This window comes from Kitasatospora sp. NPDC023176 (assembly GCF_055560495.1).
Map to the genome: position 1 here is coordinate 644,547 of NZ_JBVHIP010000001.1, position 14,287 is coordinate 658,833.

The 14,287-nt window shown below is 73.8% G+C and carries 16 protein-coding genes and 1 pseudogene; 8 read left to right on the forward strand and 9 right to left on the reverse strand.

Going from position 1 to position 14,287, the window contains the following annotated elements:
• Positions 1–42: 42 nt before the first annotated feature.
• Positions 43–180, reverse strand: a complete 138-nt coding sequence (locus ACZ3YL_RS03155) for a hypothetical protein (RefSeq protein ID WP_188307799.1) — start codon at positions 178–180, stop codon at positions 43–45.
• 167 nt (positions 181–347) lie between these two features.
• Between ACZ3YL_RS03155 and ACZ3YL_RS03160 the strand changes: the two genes are divergently transcribed.
• Positions 348–1,202, forward strand: a complete 855-nt coding sequence (locus tag ACZ3YL_RS03160; protein WP_465655000.1) for a sigma factor — start codon at positions 348–350, stop codon at positions 1,200–1,202.
• 244 nt (positions 1,203–1,446) lie between these two features.
• Here the strand turns inward: ACZ3YL_RS03160 and ACZ3YL_RS03165 are convergent, their stop codons facing one another.
• On the reverse strand, positions 1,447–2,058 hold the full coding sequence (locus ACZ3YL_RS03165) for a phosphatase PAP2 family protein (RefSeq protein WP_465655255.1): 612 nt from the start codon (positions 2,056–2,058) through the stop codon (positions 1,447–1,449).
• Positions 1,995–3,338, reverse strand: coding sequence for a diacylglycerol/lipid kinase family protein (locus ACZ3YL_RS03170; RefSeq protein WP_465655002.1), 1,344 nt, complete (start codon positions 3,336–3,338; stop codon positions 1,995–1,997). Before ACZ3YL_RS03170 ends, ACZ3YL_RS03165 begins: the two co-directional genes overlap by 64 nt.
• Before the next feature lie 462 nt (positions 3,339–3,800).
• On the opposite strand from ACZ3YL_RS03170, the gene ACZ3YL_RS03175 reads away from it, so the two are divergent.
• The 4 genes from ACZ3YL_RS03175 to ACZ3YL_RS03190 all read left to right on the forward strand — a co-directional run bounded on the left by ACZ3YL_RS03175 (position 3,801) and on the right by ACZ3YL_RS03190 (position 7,834).
• Positions 3,801–5,387 carry an MFS transporter gene (locus ACZ3YL_RS03175; RefSeq protein ID WP_465655004.1) on the forward strand — a complete coding sequence of 529 codons (1,587 nt, stop codon included), beginning with the start codon at positions 3,801–3,803 and terminating at the stop codon, positions 5,385–5,387.
• Positions 5,388–5,538: 151 nt separating this feature from the next.
• Entirely contained in the window at positions 5,539–5,883 is a 345-nt protein-coding gene (locus ACZ3YL_RS03180) for an aldo/keto reductase (RefSeq protein ID WP_465655006.1), read from the forward strand.
• A gap of 290 nt (positions 5,884–6,173) precedes the next feature.
• Positions 6,174–6,641 carry a MarR family winged helix-turn-helix transcriptional regulator gene (locus tag ACZ3YL_RS03185; RefSeq protein WP_188305165.1) on the forward strand — a complete coding sequence of 156 codons (468 nt, stop codon included), beginning with the start codon at positions 6,174–6,176 and terminating at the stop codon, positions 6,639–6,641.
• Positions 6,642–7,294: 653 nt separating this feature from the next.
• Positions 7,295–7,834 (forward strand): cysteine hydrolase family protein, encoded by a 540-nt coding sequence (locus ACZ3YL_RS03190; RefSeq protein WP_465655008.1) that lies wholly within the window; start codon positions 7,295–7,297, stop codon positions 7,832–7,834.
• A gap of 100 nt (positions 7,835–7,934) precedes the next feature.
• Here the strand turns inward: ACZ3YL_RS03190 and ACZ3YL_RS03195 are convergent, their stop codons facing one another.
• Together ACZ3YL_RS03195 and ACZ3YL_RS03200 are read right to left on the reverse strand one after the other, a co-directional pair.
• Positions 7,935–8,366 carry a DUF4267 domain-containing protein gene (locus ACZ3YL_RS03195; protein WP_188305162.1) on the reverse strand — a complete coding sequence of 144 codons (432 nt, stop codon included), beginning with the start codon at positions 8,364–8,366 and terminating at the stop codon, positions 7,935–7,937.
• A gap of 34 nt (positions 8,367–8,400) precedes the next feature.
• Entirely contained in the window at positions 8,401–8,847 is a 447-nt protein-coding gene (locus tag ACZ3YL_RS03200; protein ID WP_465655010.1) for an anthrone oxygenase family protein, read from the reverse strand.
• Positions 8,848–8,938: 91 nt separating this feature from the next.
• Between ACZ3YL_RS03200 and ACZ3YL_RS03205 the strand changes: the two are divergent.
• Positions 8,939–9,061, forward strand: a pseudogene (locus tag ACZ3YL_RS03205) (TetR family transcriptional regulator); the annotation flags it as partial.
• Between the two features lie 290 nt (positions 9,062–9,351).
• Here the strand turns inward: ACZ3YL_RS03205 and ACZ3YL_RS03210 are convergent.
• Both ACZ3YL_RS03210 and ACZ3YL_RS03215 read right to left on the reverse strand, forming a co-directional pair.
• On the reverse strand, positions 9,352–10,152 hold the full coding sequence (locus ACZ3YL_RS03210; RefSeq protein ID WP_465655012.1) for a GntR family transcriptional regulator: 801 nt from the start codon (positions 10,150–10,152) through the stop codon (positions 9,352–9,354).
• Between the two features lie 121 nt (positions 10,153–10,273).
• Positions 10,274–10,990, reverse strand: coding sequence for a sugar phosphate nucleotidyltransferase (locus tag ACZ3YL_RS03215; RefSeq protein ID WP_188305159.1), 717 nt, complete (start codon positions 10,988–10,990; stop codon positions 10,274–10,276).
• A 111-nt stretch (positions 10,991–11,101) separates the two neighbouring features.
• Between ACZ3YL_RS03215 and ACZ3YL_RS03220 the strand changes: the two genes are divergently transcribed.
• Entirely contained in the window at positions 11,102–12,076 is a 975-nt protein-coding gene (locus ACZ3YL_RS03220) for a hypothetical protein (protein ID WP_188305169.1), read from the forward strand.
• Between the two features lie 55 nt (positions 12,077–12,131).
• On the opposite strand, the gene ACZ3YL_RS03225 is transcribed toward ACZ3YL_RS03220, so the two are convergent.
• Positions 12,132–12,491, reverse strand: a complete 360-nt coding sequence (locus ACZ3YL_RS03225) for a Rieske 2Fe-2S domain-containing protein (RefSeq protein ID WP_465655014.1) — start codon at positions 12,489–12,491, stop codon at positions 12,132–12,134.
• Positions 12,488–13,348 carry an iron-containing redox enzyme family protein gene (locus ACZ3YL_RS03230; protein WP_465655016.1) on the reverse strand — a complete coding sequence of 287 codons (861 nt, stop codon included), beginning with the start codon at positions 13,346–13,348 and terminating at the stop codon, positions 12,488–12,490. The genes ACZ3YL_RS03225 and ACZ3YL_RS03230 overlap by 4 nt, the downstream gene beginning before the upstream one ends.
• Positions 13,349–13,488: 140 nt before the next feature.
• Here ACZ3YL_RS03230 and ACZ3YL_RS03235 point away from each other — a divergent pair, with 140 nt between their 5' ends.
• On the forward strand, positions 13,489–14,274 hold the full coding sequence (locus ACZ3YL_RS03235) for a thioesterase II family protein (protein ID WP_465655017.1): 786 nt from the start codon (positions 13,489–13,491) through the stop codon (positions 14,272–14,274).
• Positions 14,275–14,287: the final 13 nt, after the last annotated feature.

Here is a 14,287-nt window from a genome sequence, read left to right on the forward strand (position 1 = left end):
CGGGGTGGGGCTGGACCCACCCCCGTCCTCCGGGTCCGTCGCTCAGCACCGCACGACGTTCTCCCGCTCCATGGCCAGGTCGAGAGGTTCCTCGGCTTGCTCGCCGTCCCGGGTGACGGCCACCTGGTATCGGCCCTGGAGCTTCCTCGGGATGGCAACGGTGCAGACGGTGTGGAGCACGCCGTCGACGGGGATCGGGAATCCCGCCGGAACGGTGCGGACGCCGGGGGCCGGTCCGCGATTCCGGCCGCACCACCCACTGTGATCAACCCGCCCCTCCGAGTAAGGTCCAGCCACGGCCGGGCGTCCCGGCCGGTGACGCCCCCTCCGGACCGAGGAGTGTGACCGTGCCCGACCAGGACCGGCAGCCAGGCCAGTTCGAGCACCTCCGGCCGCGGATGAGGGCCCTCGCGTACCCGCTGCTGGGCTCGCACGCGGAGGCCGGGGAGGCCGTGCGGGAGGTGTGGGTCAGGCTCGGGCGGATCAACCCGGAGGAGGTGGCGGACCTGGCGGCGTGGCTGACCACGGTGACCGCCCGGGTCTGCCTGAGCCGGCTGGAATCCCGCGCCGTGGGGGCGCGGGGGCGGCTGCCGGACGTGGTGGTGGAGCCGGCGGACGCGGCGACGGGCGGGTCGGTCGGGCTCGCGCTGCTGGTGGCGCTGGACGCACTGGGCGCGGCGGAGCGGGTCGCCCTGGTGCTGCACGACGTGTTCCGCCTGCACGTCGACCAGATCGCGACCGCCCTCGACCGGACCACCGCGGACACCCGCAAGCTCGCCGAGCAGGCCCGCCGTCGGACGCAGGAGGCCCGGGAGGCGGACGCCGACGGCAGCCCGGCCGTCCGCCGCCGGGTGGTCGACGCCTTCGGTACGGCGGTGCGGGACGGCGACCCGGCGGCGCTGGCCGCCGTCCTGGAGCCGGCGGCCGAGCTGCGCGCGGACGGCGGGCGCCCGCTCCCCGCCGCCACGGCCCTGCTGCGCGGCGCCCATCAGGTGGCGGAGCGCGCCGTGACGCTCCGCCAGGGCGGGCCGGTGTTCACCCCGGTGCTGGTCAACGGCACTGCGGGCGCTCTGCTCACCCGGGACGGCGGGCCGGTCGCGGTGCTGGGCTTCGCCGTCCGGGCCGGCCGGATCAGCCGGGTGCACGTCCTGCTGGATCCGGACCGGCTGGCCTCGATCGACGCCGACGGGCTCACCTCCTAGGCCGGGCAGGGCCTGGGTGTCGAACCCACCTCACCGCGCTGTCGCCGGCGGGCGGCGGGCAGTGGGCAGCGGGCAGCCCGCGGTGTCCAGCCGATGGCGTCGGGCCTCGTCGATCGGGGCGGCGGTCCGTTCGTCGACGCCGGTATCGAAGGTCATCGCAGCCACGCGCAGCACACTGACAGACGGTCCGTCAACTCCCGGGCGGAGCAGCGGAATCCGGCCTCGCCACCTGGGCCGCGCCGACCTAGCGCGGCGCCGCCCGCCGGGCCGCCGCGAGCACGAGCCCCGCGCAGCCGCTGCCGAGCAGGGCGCCGGCCAGGACGTCGCCCGGGTAGTGGACGCCGGTGTGGACGCGGGAGTAGCCGACGGCGCAGGCGAGCACTCCGAGCGGGGCGGCGGTGGCGGGCAGGAGGGTGCCGACGGTGGTGGCCAGGGCGAAGGCCGAGGCGGTGTGGCCGGAGGGGAAGGAGGCCGAGACCGGCATCGGCACCTGCCGGTCCAGCACGACCCGGGCGGCCTCGCGGTCCGGGCGGGGGCGGCGGACGAGCTGTTTGCCGAGGATGTTGGCGGTGAGGGAGGCGAGGGCGACGGAGGCCGCCCCGGCCAGTCCGGCGCGGCGGTACCGGCCGGGGGCGAGGGCGAGCGCCGCCGCGATGGACAGGTTGATCTTCGAGTGGTCGGCGGCCCGGGAGAGCGTCCGCAGAGCCGAGTCGAGGGCGGGGGTGGGGGTGGCGGCGACGGCGGCGTAGACGGCGCCGTCGAGGGCGGCGAGGTCGCGCAGGACGGGGCCGGTCACGGACGCCCACCGGTGTGCGAGTCCACCCGGGCGAGGGCCAGGCGGGTGACGTCGCGCCAGTCCAGCCGGTGGGAGCGGGCCTGCTGGTCCGGGTCCGCGCCGGGGCGTTCGCGCGGGACGCGGACCCGCAGGGCCCGGTGGTCCAGGGTGCAGACGACCGGGGTGGGCAGGGTCAGGGCCTCGCCGTCGACGGCGACGGGGATCTCCGGGGCGTCGGCGTCGACGGTGACCCGGCGGGCCGACAGCAGGGTCAGCCCGGCGGCCCGTTCGCCGAGCAGGGCGAGTTCGGCGGCCTGGGCGGCGCCGTCGACGCGGATGCCGAGGACGCCCAGGACGCCCTTGTCCAGACGGGGGCGGCGGCCGAGATCGACCGGGTCGGGGGCGGCGTACGGGTTGTTGCTGATGAGCAGGGCCTGCGGGGCGTCGATGCGGTGGTCGTCGGCCCGGACGGTGAGGCGGCTGCCGGCGTCGCCGACCAGCAGGTCGGGCAGGGTGTCCAGGGCGGTGGCGGTCTTGGCGTCACGGTACTGGGGGCTCTGCACGATCTCGGCGTAGGCGCCGAAGGAGACGGTGTTGACGAAGGTCCGGTCGCCGACCCGGCCCAGGTCGACGGTGAGTTCGACGCCGTCGCGCAGGGCGTCGAGGCAGGTGGCGGGGTCGTCGCGGTCGAGGCCGAGGTCCATCGCGAAGTGGTTGCGGGTGCCGGCCGAGACGACCAGGAACGGCAGGCCGTGCTCGGCAGCGACGGCCGCGACCAGGGCCTGGGTGCCGTCGCCGCCGGCCACGCCGAGCAGGTCGGCGCCCTCGGCGATCGCCCGGCGGGCGAGTTCGGCGACGTCCTGCGGCGCGGACGGGTCGAGCAGCACCACCCGGGCGCCCAGTTCCTCGGCGCGCCGGACCAGGTCGAAGCGTTCGACCTTCCCGCCGCCGGACTTCGGGTTCATGATCAGGACGGGCTGTCGCGGCGGCGGGATCTCCCGCACCGGCATCGGCCGTGGTGGCCGGGCGGCGCGCAGCGCGGCGCGGGCGCAGGCGAGTGCGGCGAGCCACAGGGCCAGGGCGGTCACCACGAGCAGCAGCACCTCGGCGTTGAGGGCGAGCACCAGGGCGGCGATCGGCGCGCCGAGGGCCAGGACGATGCCGAGCAGGCGCGGAAGGCCCCGGTGGGTGATCGCCCACCAGGCGCCGACGGCCGCCACCGCCAGCCCGACGAATTCGGCGAGCAGCACCAGCAGCCCGTGCGGGCCGGTGAACGCGAGCGCCACGACGGCGGCCACCGCGCACAACAGGGCGATCCGTGCCAGTCGGCGCGGCCCGCGCCCGTCCACCGCTCGTTCCATCGACCCGCCCTCGTCCATTCGGCCGCACCGGTTCGATCCGGTGCGGTTCGCTTCGGTTCGTTCGGTCACCGTAACCCGGAGCGGCCGTCGGGGGCACGACGAACGACGAAGCGCCGACGCCGTCGAGTGGCGGAGGCGCCCCACGGGGCGGGCCCAGGAGGCGGGCCCGACAGGCCCGGATGACATTCCTCTCCCGCCTCCCTGACGGGAGGTCGGACGGCAGGTCGGCATCAGCATCCATAGACAGCTTAGAACTCTGTTTCTCATCAGGACTTCCTCAGGAATCCCGACTTCCGGCCAACCGATCGCCTTGACGCCCGCCTCGGCGAACCTATAGCGTCCCCTGTCACAAATAAGAGCTCTGATACTGAACAGTGCCCTTGCTTTACATCGAACGCGTCGACACCTGCCCGTCGACAGCGCCGGCACCACCGACACCTTCGACATCGGAGTCCTCGACCCATGAAGAGCTACCCACGCACCACGCTCGCCGCGGTGTGCATCGCCGGCGGGCTGCTCCCCGCCTCGCTCACCGGCGCCTCGGTGGCCCTGCCGAAGATCGCCACCGACCTGGGCGCCGGCCTCGGACCGCTCCAGTGGGTGGTCAACGGCTACAACCTGACCTTCGCCAGCTTCATGCTCGCCTGCGGCGCCATCGCCGACCTGGTCGGCCGCCGCCGGATGCTGGGCATCGGCATCACGCTCTTCGGCCTCTGCTCCCTGGTCAGCGGCCTCAGCGGCAACATCCACCTGCTGGACGGCGCCCGCCTGCTGGCCGGCGCGGCCGCCGCCGCGGTGCTCACCGCCGGCAGCGCCGTGCTCGCCACCACCTTCTCCGGCCCCGCCCAGGCCAAGGCCTTCGGCATCCTCGGCTCATCCTTCGGCGTCGGGCTCGCCCTCGGCCCCTCCACCTCCGGCCTACTGGTCTCCTCCTTCGGCTGGCGCTCGGTCTTCCTCCTGCACGCGGCAATCGACCTGGCCCTGCTGCTGGCCCTGCCGCGCATCGCCGAGTCCCGTGACCCCGGCGCCCGCGGCGTCGACTGGGGCGGCACCGTCACCTTCACCACCAGCCTCGCGCTGGTCACCCTCGCCATGGTCGAGGGCCCCCAGCAGGGCTGGACCAGCCCCGTCGTGCTCGGCCTGCTGGCCGGCTTCGTGCTGCTGCTCGCGCTCTTCGTGCTGGTTGAACTGCGCCAGGAGCGCCCGATGTTCGACATGACCCTGTTCACCCAGGGCCGCTTCGTCGCGATCTGCCTCGTCCCCGTCGCGCTGGCCTTCGGCTTCGTCTGCCTGCTGGTCTTCCTGCCCTCCTACTTCATCGGCGCCAACCGCTTCACCAGCTCCGAGGCCGGCGCCGTGATGCTGCCGCTCACCGCCCCCGTGCTGGTCTTCCCGATCATCGCCGGGCGCCTCGCCGGGCGCCTCGCCCAGCGGATCTCGGTCCGCACCCTGCTGGCCGTCAGCCTGCTGCTGGTCGCCGGCGGCTCCGCCTGGCTCACCACCATCCACCCCGGCATCGGCGTGGCCGGCCTGATCGGCCCGTTCCTGATCATCGGCACCGGCGTCGGCATCTCCTTCGGCCTGCTGGACGGCGCCGCGATCGGTTCCGTCCCGCCGGAGCGCGCCGGCATGGCCGCGGGCATGTTCAACACCATGCGTCTGGCCAGTGAGGCCATCGCCATCGCCGGCCTGGGCTCGGTACTGGTCAGCCTGGTCAGCTCCGACGTCTCCGAGAACCTCGACTCCTACGGCAGCGGCTTCACCGGCAACCCGGACGGGCTGGCCGCCAAGGTCGCCCAGGGCGACCTCGCCGACCCGGAGTCCGGCGTCGCCGCGGCCGGCCGCGAGGCCTTCCACACCTTCCTCGCCGACGGCTACACCGACGCGCTGCGCACCGTGCTGTGGATCCTGGCCGGCGTCGCCGCGCTCAGCGCCCCGCTGATCGCCGTGATGCTCCGCGACCGCCAGGCCGCCGGGTCGGCCGCGGTGACTGCCCCGGAGGCCGAGGAGGCTGAGGGGGCACCCGAGCCGGTCGGCGCCGGTCGCTGACACCCGACGCGACCAGCCGGACCCGAGCGACCGGTCCGGGAAGGCGCGGTGAACCCGCCGCCCCGCCCGGACCGCTCCACTTCCGGACACCTCCCGTACCGCCCACGCACCACCCCCCACCAGCCCTGAAGCCCGAAGCCCGAAGGTCGAGGTGGTCCACCGCGTCCTCGACCACGGCATCGCCCTGCTCGACAACCGCCGACGTCTACGGCCCTTTCACCAACGAGGAGTTGCTGGCCGCGCCCTGGCCGACCGCCGCGAGCGCGCCGTCCTGGCCACCAAGGTCGGGCTGGCCCTGGAGCCGGACCGGCCGATGTACCGCAACGGCAGGCCCGAACACATCCACGCCGCGATCCGCGCCTCGCCCAAGCGCCTCGGCACCGACCACGTCGACCTGTACACCTGCACCGGGTCCACCCGGACGTCCCGCTGGTCGAGTCCTGGGGTGCGATGGCCGAGTTGGTCGAGGCCGGCCCGGTCCGCGGCATCGGCCTGACCGAGGTCGCGCGCACGTCTTCACCGCGTGGCTGACCAAGGAGGGGCGGACGCCGGCCGTCCGGGGGGAGGCAGCCGAAGACACCGCCGAACAACGGCTGGTCAGTTCGCTCCCGGCGGAGGAGGTGGTGGTGTTCCGCTCGCTGCTACGGCCGCGCCGTGGCGGGGGTGACCGCTCCGGACGCCGACCCGGTCGGCTCGACTCAGTTCGTGCGTAGCGACTGATCAGCCCACTGATGTACCGTAAAGTCCGAATAATCCGCAGCGGGGGCAGCCAGGGATGCGATCACTGTGACCGAGAACAGTTCCAACCAGCCGAACTCAGCACCGCTCGACTTCCACGACCGCCTGGGCCATGCCATCAAGCGGGCCGAGCAGGCGCTGATCGGTGAGAAGACCCGCGCGCTGCGCACCGTCGACCTGACGGTGCCGCAGTACGTCACCCTGCTCGTGCTCCAGCAGTCGACCGGGATGTCCGGAGCCCAGCTGGCCCGGGAGTGCATGGTCACGCCGCAGACCATGACGACGATCCTGACCAACCTGGAGAACAAGGGCCTCATCACCCGTGAGACGTCGAGCGTGCACCAGAAGGTGCTGGTGGCCAAGCTCACCCGCTCCGGCCGCGCGCTGGCGAAGAAGGCCGACGTCCTGGCCCGCGGGGTGGAGCAGCGGCTCGCCGACGCGTTCGACGACGGCGAGCAGGCCCAGCTGCGCGAGCTGCTGGAGCGCTCGGCGGCGGCGCTGCGCAAGACCGACTGAGCCGCACGGCACCGACACGGCACCGGGCGGAAGGCCGCCCCCTGGACGCCCGATCACCACCCGGGGCGCCGAGGGGGCGGCCTTTCCCGCATCCGGGCCCGGATCACCCTCCGACCCCGGCCATCCCATGCTGCGGACACAGCCGGAGAACTCACCTATTACGCAGTATTGCGATACTGACCAAGACATTGACCTGAGTCAGGCCTCTGATACTGTATCGATCACGGCAGGCGGCGCAGGAGCACGCGTCGTCCGTCGGAATCCCCGGCACCGGGTCACACCTGCCCGCGACCGCCCTCGACACCACCCTGGTCGGCTCCCGGGCCGGCGTGACCGCCGAGTGGATCCACCGCGAGACCGGCATCAGCGAACGGCGCTACGTTCGCCGAGAGCGAGGCCACCCACGGCTCCCCCGGCTCGGCCGCGCCGCCCTGGGAGGCCGCCTACCTCCCGGCCGTCGGACACCTCGGGCTGAGCGGCATCGAGGTCCTCGACCACGGCGCCCGCACCGGCCACCTGGGCGCCGGCGACGTCACCGCCGGCTGACCGTCCGTCGGAACACCGTCCGCCGTCCGCCCGTCCGTCCGAACGCCGTCCGCCCGGCGACCGTCGAGCGAGCGACCAGCCACCGATCGACCCACCCGAGGAACCCGATGTCCCACGCCCCCGCCGCCCTCACCCCCGGCACCGTCCTGGTGCTGGTGGACCTCCAGCAGTGGATCGTCAGCCGCCCGGTCGCCCCGCTCCCCGGCGCCGCCGTGGTCCGCTCCGCCGCCCGGCTGAAGTCCGCCTTCGAGGCCGCCGGCCTGCCCGTCGTGCTGGTCCGCTACGCCCGCATGGACGGCAGCGACGGCGGCCCCGACTCCGCCTTCAACCGCTTCGCCCCCGAGGTCGCCGCCCGCCCCGGCAACGAGGTCGTCACCAAGTACGGCATCGACGCCTTCGCCGGCACCGACCTCGCCGACCGCCTCACCCGCCTCGGCGCCACCAGCCTCGTCATCGCCGGCATCGCCACCGAGTACGGCGTCGGCGAAACCGTCCGCACCGCCGTCTCCCTCGGCTACCCCACCACCGTCGTCGAGGACGCCGTCGCCGCCCTCTCCCTCCAGGGCCACACCGCCGCCCTCGACACCTTCCACCGCCTCGGCGCCACCCTCACCCACACCGACCCCCTCCTCACCCCTGCGGCCTGACGGCCCGTCGGCCCCCGCCCTGGTTGCCCAGGCGGGGGCTCCGCGCGTTCCGGGCGCGGGACGGCGCGGGGTGAGCGGTCCGGCCGCACGCTCCCTGCGCTCAACCCGCCGCGGCGGGGACCGGAGCGGACACCGGGGCGGCGGCGGCCTGGCGGGTCTCGCGCAGGGTCAGCAGGCCGGTGACGACCATTCCGACCGCGGTCAGGCCGTGGACGCCGAACGCGGCGCCGGTGGAGCCGTGGTGGGCGAGCACGGTGGTCATGTCGCCGAACGGGATGAAGGACCCGACCAGCAGGGCCCAGGCCAGGGCGCGGCGCTGACCGGTCAGCAGCAGGGCGCTCAGGATCAGGCCGTCCCCGACGTCGCGGACGCCCTTCAGGACCAGGAAGCCGCCGCCGTCGCCGGAGGGCCGGCTCGGCAGGCCGAAGCCCGGCGCGATGGTCTCGGGGGTCACGATGAAGGACACCCCGAAGTAGAAGATGAAGAGGACGCCCGCGGTGGTCAGGGCGGTGTTGACGGTCTTGAGCGACATCGGTGTCTCCTTGCGAGGGTCCGAGCCGACGGGCTCAGACGAGGGCGGTGACCAGCAGGGCGAAGGCGGCGATGATGACGGCGACGCGGACGTAGTGGTAGCGGTCCCAGCGGTCGCTCTGCTCCTTCCAGTCGGCGGGCCGGTTCTCCGGAGTCCAGGTCTTGCTGCGGTTGTTGATCGGGACGAGCAGCAGGACGGACATGATCACGCTGACGATCAGCAGCACCGCGGCGGTGAGAACGAGACCGGTGCCGTGGTGGTGCCATCCGGCGGCGGCCCAGATGCCGGCGAGGACGAGCGAGGAGATGTACCAGACCGGCATCACCGCGCCGAGCATCCGGCCGCCGTGGGCACGGGCGAGCTGGCCGCTGTCCTCGGGAAGTGCGCCGAAGATCCGGTTCATGACGAAGGCGACGGAGAACTCCACCCCCACCATCACCCCGACGACCACGGTCGTGAACACCTCGAGTGCGCTGAGCATGATGACCCCTCCGGACATCTAGTGCCGCTAGCTGACGAGGCAATGCTAGTACTGCTGCCGCTCCACTGTCTAGCAGTGCTAGGATCGGGTCATGTCGGTACAGGAACGAAAGCAACGCGAACGGGCGGAACGCGAACGCCTCATCGTCGCCACCGCCCGCGAACTCGCCGAGCAGCAGGGCTGGGACGCCGTCACCACCCGCCGGCTCGCCGACCTCCTGGTGGACCGGCTCGCCGTACTCTGACCCGTCACCCCGCCGGAGCGACGGAGCAAGGCCCGTACGGCCGGGCCGAGTTGGCGCCGGGACGACCGCCACCGAGGGCAATGGCCGGGCAGGCGGCGAGGACCTCTCGGATCAGAGGTGTCGGATCAGAGGTGGGGGGCGGTTGGGGCGTCGCCGAGGCGGGGGTCGCCGATGGCGCCGAGAAGGGCTTCGGCGTGGGCGGGGTCGGCCCGGGCGGAGGGCCTGGGGAGGGCCGCCGGGATCACCCGGGCCTCGACGCCCTACTCCCGGCCCCGGGGCGCGGCCCGGCCGTCGCGGTAGTGCAGGACGAAGGTGGTGCCGTCGCCGATGGCGCGGCGCCGGAGGTAGAGGACGGGGCGGCCGTCCGGGGCGCAGTTGACGCCCTCGCGGACCAGCAGCGGGGTGCCGGCCGGGACGTCGAGCCGCTCGGCGTCCGCGATGTCCGCCGCGATCGCGCTGAAGCCCCGCCAGTCGACCTCGAGCTCGACGCCGATCGCCCGGGTGACGGCCTCGGTCACGTCCCGGGACGGCCCGGGGTCGGCCAGCTCCGCCGCGGCCGGGCCCAGCAGTTCGGTGGCGGTCCAGTAGCTGCTGACCACCCAGGGCCGGCGGTCGATCCGGGCCAGCGCGTCGATTCTGGTCAACTCTTCAACCGTACAGTCGAGTTGGGCGGCAGCGAGCTGGTCCGCCGGGGTGCTCGGGGCGGCGGTGAGCGCGAGCACCCGCTCCTCCGCGCCGCGCAGCGCGGTCGGCGGCAGGCCGGCGCTCCGGTTGCCCACGTCGATCCTGGCGCTGGCCGGGTCCACCGTGACGTCGACGGTGTGCCGCAGCACCGGGCGGCGGACGAAGGTGCCCACACCGCGGCGGATCTCGATCGCGCCGGCCCGGGCCAGCTCGGCGACGGCCTGACGGACCGTCAGCCGATTGGCGCCGAACTCGGCCGCGAACTCGTTCTCGCTCGGCAGCCGGGTGTCGGGGGCGTACTGACCGGTGTCGATGCGGTCCTGGATCCGGCGGGCGATCTGGAGGTACAGCGGTCCGCTGCTTCGACGTGTGGGCACGAATCGATCCTAAACGCCCACCACCACGACCCTGCCCGCACCCGCGGGGGCGGATGCGGGCAGGGGTTCGGGGTGCGGGCAGGAGGCGGGTGCGGGCGGGGGAACGGGCGGACGCGCCGGGTCAGTGGCGGCCGAGCAGCAGTTCGCGGTGGGTGGTGAACTCGGTGTTCGCCCGGTCGTAGTCCTCGGGGCGGCCGATGTCCATCCAGTAGCCGTCGAACTGGTAGGTGGCCGGGTGGGTGCCCCGCTCCAGCAGGTCCAGGACGAGTTCGTCGAAGCCGAGCGGCAGGCCGGGCAGGTAGCCCTCCAGGGTCGTGCGGCTGAGGCCGTAGACGCCCATGGACACCTGGTAGGCCAGGCTGGGCTTCTCCCGGAAGCCGGTGACGTGCCCGTCGTCCGTGGTGGTGAGCACGCCGAAGTCGATGTTCACCTGGCGGTTGTGGGTGGCGATGGTCAGCGGGGCGCCGGCCGTCCGGTGCCGCTCCAGGACGGCGGCGTAGTCCAGCGAGGTCAGGATGTCGCCGTTCATCACCAGGAAGTGCTCGGGGAGGCGGTCCCGCATCATCACCAGCGGGCCGAGGGTGCCCAACGGGCTGTCCTCGACCGCGTACTCGACCTCCAGTCCCCACTGGGTGCCGTCGCCGACGTAGGCGCGGATGATGTGGCCGAGGTGGCCGATCGCGAGGGTGACCTTGGTGAAGCCGGCCGCCGCGAGCTGGCGCATCACGATCTCCAGGATCGCGTGCTGGTCGCCGATCGGGACCAGCGGCTTGGGCAGCGCGGTGGTGTAGGGCCGCAGCCGGACGCCCTTGCCGCCGGCCATGATGAAAGCGTGCATGATCAAGTCCTTCCGGTGGGGTGGTGCGGTTCGTGCCGAGTGGTGGAGGTCAGGCGCGGGTGCCTAAGGTGAGCGGGAACGTGCTGTCAAGTTCCAGGTGATGAGGTCGTGTTGTTCCCCTACATCGGCTCCGGCCCGTACTGCTTCTCCAACTCGCTCGCCATGGCGCTGGGCCCGGGTGCGCCCGGTGCGCCGGTGCTGGAGGTGCTGACCGGGTCACCGTTCGGCTTCCAGCTGATCGACGGGGTGCTGCCGTTCTTCGACCCCTTCGGCTGGGACCCGGAGCAGGGCCTGGACGCGGCGATCGGACTGCTGGGCTGGGAGTGCCTGCGCAGCGCCGGCGACGACCCCGACGAGGCCGAGCGGCGGCTGCGCGCGGCCGTCGCCGGGGGGCCGGTGCTGGCGGGGCCGCTGGACATGGGCCTGCTGCTCCAGCAGCCCGGCTCCGGCGAGGCGATCGGCGCCGACCACTACGTGCTGGTGGTGGCGGTCGACGGGGACACCGTGGTCTTCCACGACCCGCACGGCCACCCCTGGGCGACCCTGCCGGTACCGGCCTTCCTGGCCGCCTGGCAGGCGGAGAAGATCGACTACGTGGAGCAGCCGTTCGTGCTGCGCACCGGCTTCACCCGCGTCCGGGAGACCACCGAGGCGCAGGCCCTGCGGGCCTCGCTGCCGCGCGCCGTGGAGCTGCTGAGCGGCCGGAGCACCGGTGCCGCCGACATGCCGCCCGGCTCGCTCGGCACCGCGGCCGGTCTGGAGCGGCTGGCCGAGCAGGTGGCCGAGGGCCTGGACCCGGACATCCGGCAGGTGATGGAGAAGTTCGCCGTCCGGGCCGGTGCCCGCCGGCTGTCGGACGCCTCGACCGCCCTGGCCGGGATCGGCTTCCGGAACGCGGCCGAGGTGCTGGGCCGGCAGGCCCGGATCGTCGGCGGGCTCCAGTACCCGCTGGTCGTCCAGGACGACGACGCCGTGATCGCGGGCGTGCGCGCGCTCGCGCCGACGTACGGGGAGCTGCGGGCCGTCCTGGTCGCGGAACTCGCCGAGCACGACGGCCGACCCGCCGCCGAGGTCGCGGCGGGCTGAGCCGGCCGGCCGGCGCGGCGGACCGGCCGGTGGCCGGTCCGCCGCGCGGACCGGGTCAGTCCCCCGCATCGAGCCGGCCCTCCAGCCGGCGCAGTTCGGCCTCCGGGGGCAACGGTGCGCCTTCCGGCAGGTCCGCGAGGATCCGCAGCGCGGCGCAGGCCGGGCCGGCGACCCGGCGGCCGCCGTCCCGCAGGTCGAAGGCGGAGTGGTGCAGCGGGCAGCGGAGCAGCATCCGGTCGGCGTCCAGGTGCCCGTAGCGCATCAGGCCCTTGCGGTGCGGGCAGGCGGCGTCGGTGATCAGCCGCCGGCCGCCGGCCTCGACCAGGATCAGCCGCTCGCTGACCTGCTGGACCCTCGGCTCCTGGGCGGTCTCGGCAACGGTCTCGGCAACGGCCTCGGCAACGGTCTCGGTCATGCGCGTCCCGCCTCCCGGGCCAGGGCGATCGCCGTCTCCGTCGCGTCGCCGACGATGGCGCTGGTCAGCTCGACGCCCGCCCACACCTTGGCGAGGTCCAGTCCGCCGGCCGCCTGGGTCTCCCGGATCGCCACCCGCATCTGCTTGCTGTGGTAGGTGTCGATGTAGAGGTGCTCGGTGTAGTACCTGCCCGACTTCAGGCCGAGCCGCCGGGCGGCCTGGGCGAAACTGCGGAACCCGTACAGCACGCTGGCCTCGAAGTAGGCGTAGCCGCCGAGGAAGTACTCGGGCGTCTCGGCCCGCGAGGCCAGCCAGTGGAACATGTTGACGTAGGCGTGGGCCTGCGCACTGGAGCCGGCCCGGTACGCCTCCACCTCGGTGGGCAGGTCCAGTTCGCGCAGCAGCTCGCGGTACAGCTCGGAGTGCGCCTGGTCGTCGTTGCCGCAGCCGAGTTCGTCCACCATCACGCGGAAGACGGCCATGCCGGCCTTGTACGGCAGCCGCGGCACCACCGGCAGCAGGTTGAGCGACTCGGTGAGCCCGTCCATCGCGAACTCGCTGACCACCACGCGGAACTGGTCGAGCGTCGCCTCCTCGGCGAGGAAGCGGTGGCCGTCGGAGGCCGCCGTGCCCTCCCGCGCCAGGAAGGCGGACAGCTCCCGCAGGAGTTCGGAGTGGGAGGCGAACTCCGGGGCGGTGCGGCGGTGGCCCTCGGCGATCGCCCCGATCCAGCGGTCCTCCATCCCGACCATCTCCCGGTACCCCTCCGCCGTCGGGACGGAGGTGTAGAGGTCGTACAGGCGCTTCTGGTCGATCACCGTGCAGGGTGTCCAGTGGTCGGTCGGTACCGTGCTCATGCGGTGCTCCAGGTCGGCTCGGGGCGAAAGTGACCGGTCGGCGGGGCGTCGCCGGTTGGTAGGGTGACGCCGTTGATCGAGTGGCCGGCCGTCCTCCCGCCCACCGGGGGCTGCGGGACGCGGGCCGGAACGGGGTGGTCATGGTCGTGCCGCGGCATCCGAAGGTGGACAACTCCGACCCGTGGCTCCGGCGTTACCCGGTCGAGGACGCCCGGGTGCGGCTGGTGTGCTTCCCGCACGCGGGCGGCACGGCGACCAGCTACCTCGGTTGGCCGCAGCTGCTGCCGCCCGGCGTCGAGATGCTGGCCGTGCAGTACCCGGGGCGGCAGAACCGGATCGCCGAGCCCTGTGTCGAGTCCCTGCCGGAGCTGGCCGCCGGGGCGGCCCGGGCCCTGAAGGCCCACACCGGGCTGCCGCTGGTGCTGTTCGGGCACAGCATGGGTTCGGCGGTCGCCTACGAGGCCGCCCGCAACCTCCGCGACGACGGACAGCCGGTGGCCCGACTGCTGGTCTCCGGCCGCGGCGCACCGCACGTGGGCTACGGCGACCGCCGCCGGCCCGGCCTGGACGACGCCTCGCTGATCGCCGTGGTCCGGATGCTGTCCGGCAGCGACGCCGACTTCTACGAGCACCCGGACATGCGGGAGTTGCTGATGCCCTCGCTGCGCGCCGACTACACCATGCTGGACCGCTACCGGCCGGACGCGCCCACCGACCCGCTGGACGTGCCGGTCACCGCGTTCGGCGGCGAGCAGGACCCGGCCTGCCCGGTGGCCGAGCTGGACAGCTGGGCCGAGGTCACGACCGCCGGCCACGAGGTGCTGACGTACCCCGGCGGGCACTTCTACCTGCGCGAGCACGAGCGGGCGCTGGTCGCCGAGGTGACCCGCCGGCTGCCCGCCCCGGAGGGACGCGGCCCGGCCTGACCGCGGCGCGGGG

Coding starts and splice junctions, on each gene's coding strand:
- ACZ3YL_RS03195 (WP_188305162.1), bottom strand. CDS start 8,366: ATGTCGCTCAAGACCGTCAACACCGCCCTGACCACCGCGGGCGTCCTC.
- ACZ3YL_RS03235 (WP_465655017.1), top strand. CDS start 13,489: ATGGTCGTGCCGCGGCATCCGAAGGTGGACAACTCCGACCCGTGGCTC.
- ACZ3YL_RS03170 (WP_465655002.1), bottom strand. CDS start 3,338: ATGGAACGAGCGGTGGACGGGCGCGGGCCGCGCCGACTGGCACGGATC.
- ACZ3YL_RS03175 (WP_465655004.1), top strand. CDS start 3,801: ATGAAGAGCTACCCACGCACCACGCTCGCCGCGGTGTGCATCGCCGGC.
- ACZ3YL_RS03200 (WP_465655010.1), bottom strand. CDS start 8,847: ATGCTCAGCGCACTCGAGGTGTTCACGACCGTGGTCGTCGGGGTGATG.
- ACZ3YL_RS03215 (WP_188305159.1), bottom strand. CDS start 10,990: ATGCACGCTTTCATCATGGCCGGCGGCAAGGGCGTCCGGCTGCGGCCC.
- ACZ3YL_RS03190 (WP_465655008.1), top strand. CDS start 7,295: ATGTCCCACGCCCCCGCCGCCCTCACCCCCGGCACCGTCCTGGTGCTG.
- ACZ3YL_RS03230 (WP_465655016.1), bottom strand. CDS start 13,348: ATGAGCACGGTACCGACCGACCACTGGACACCCTGCACGGTGATCGAC.
- ACZ3YL_RS03225 (WP_465655014.1), bottom strand. CDS start 12,491: ATGACCGAGACCGTTGCCGAGGCCGTTGCCGAGACCGTTGCCGAGACC.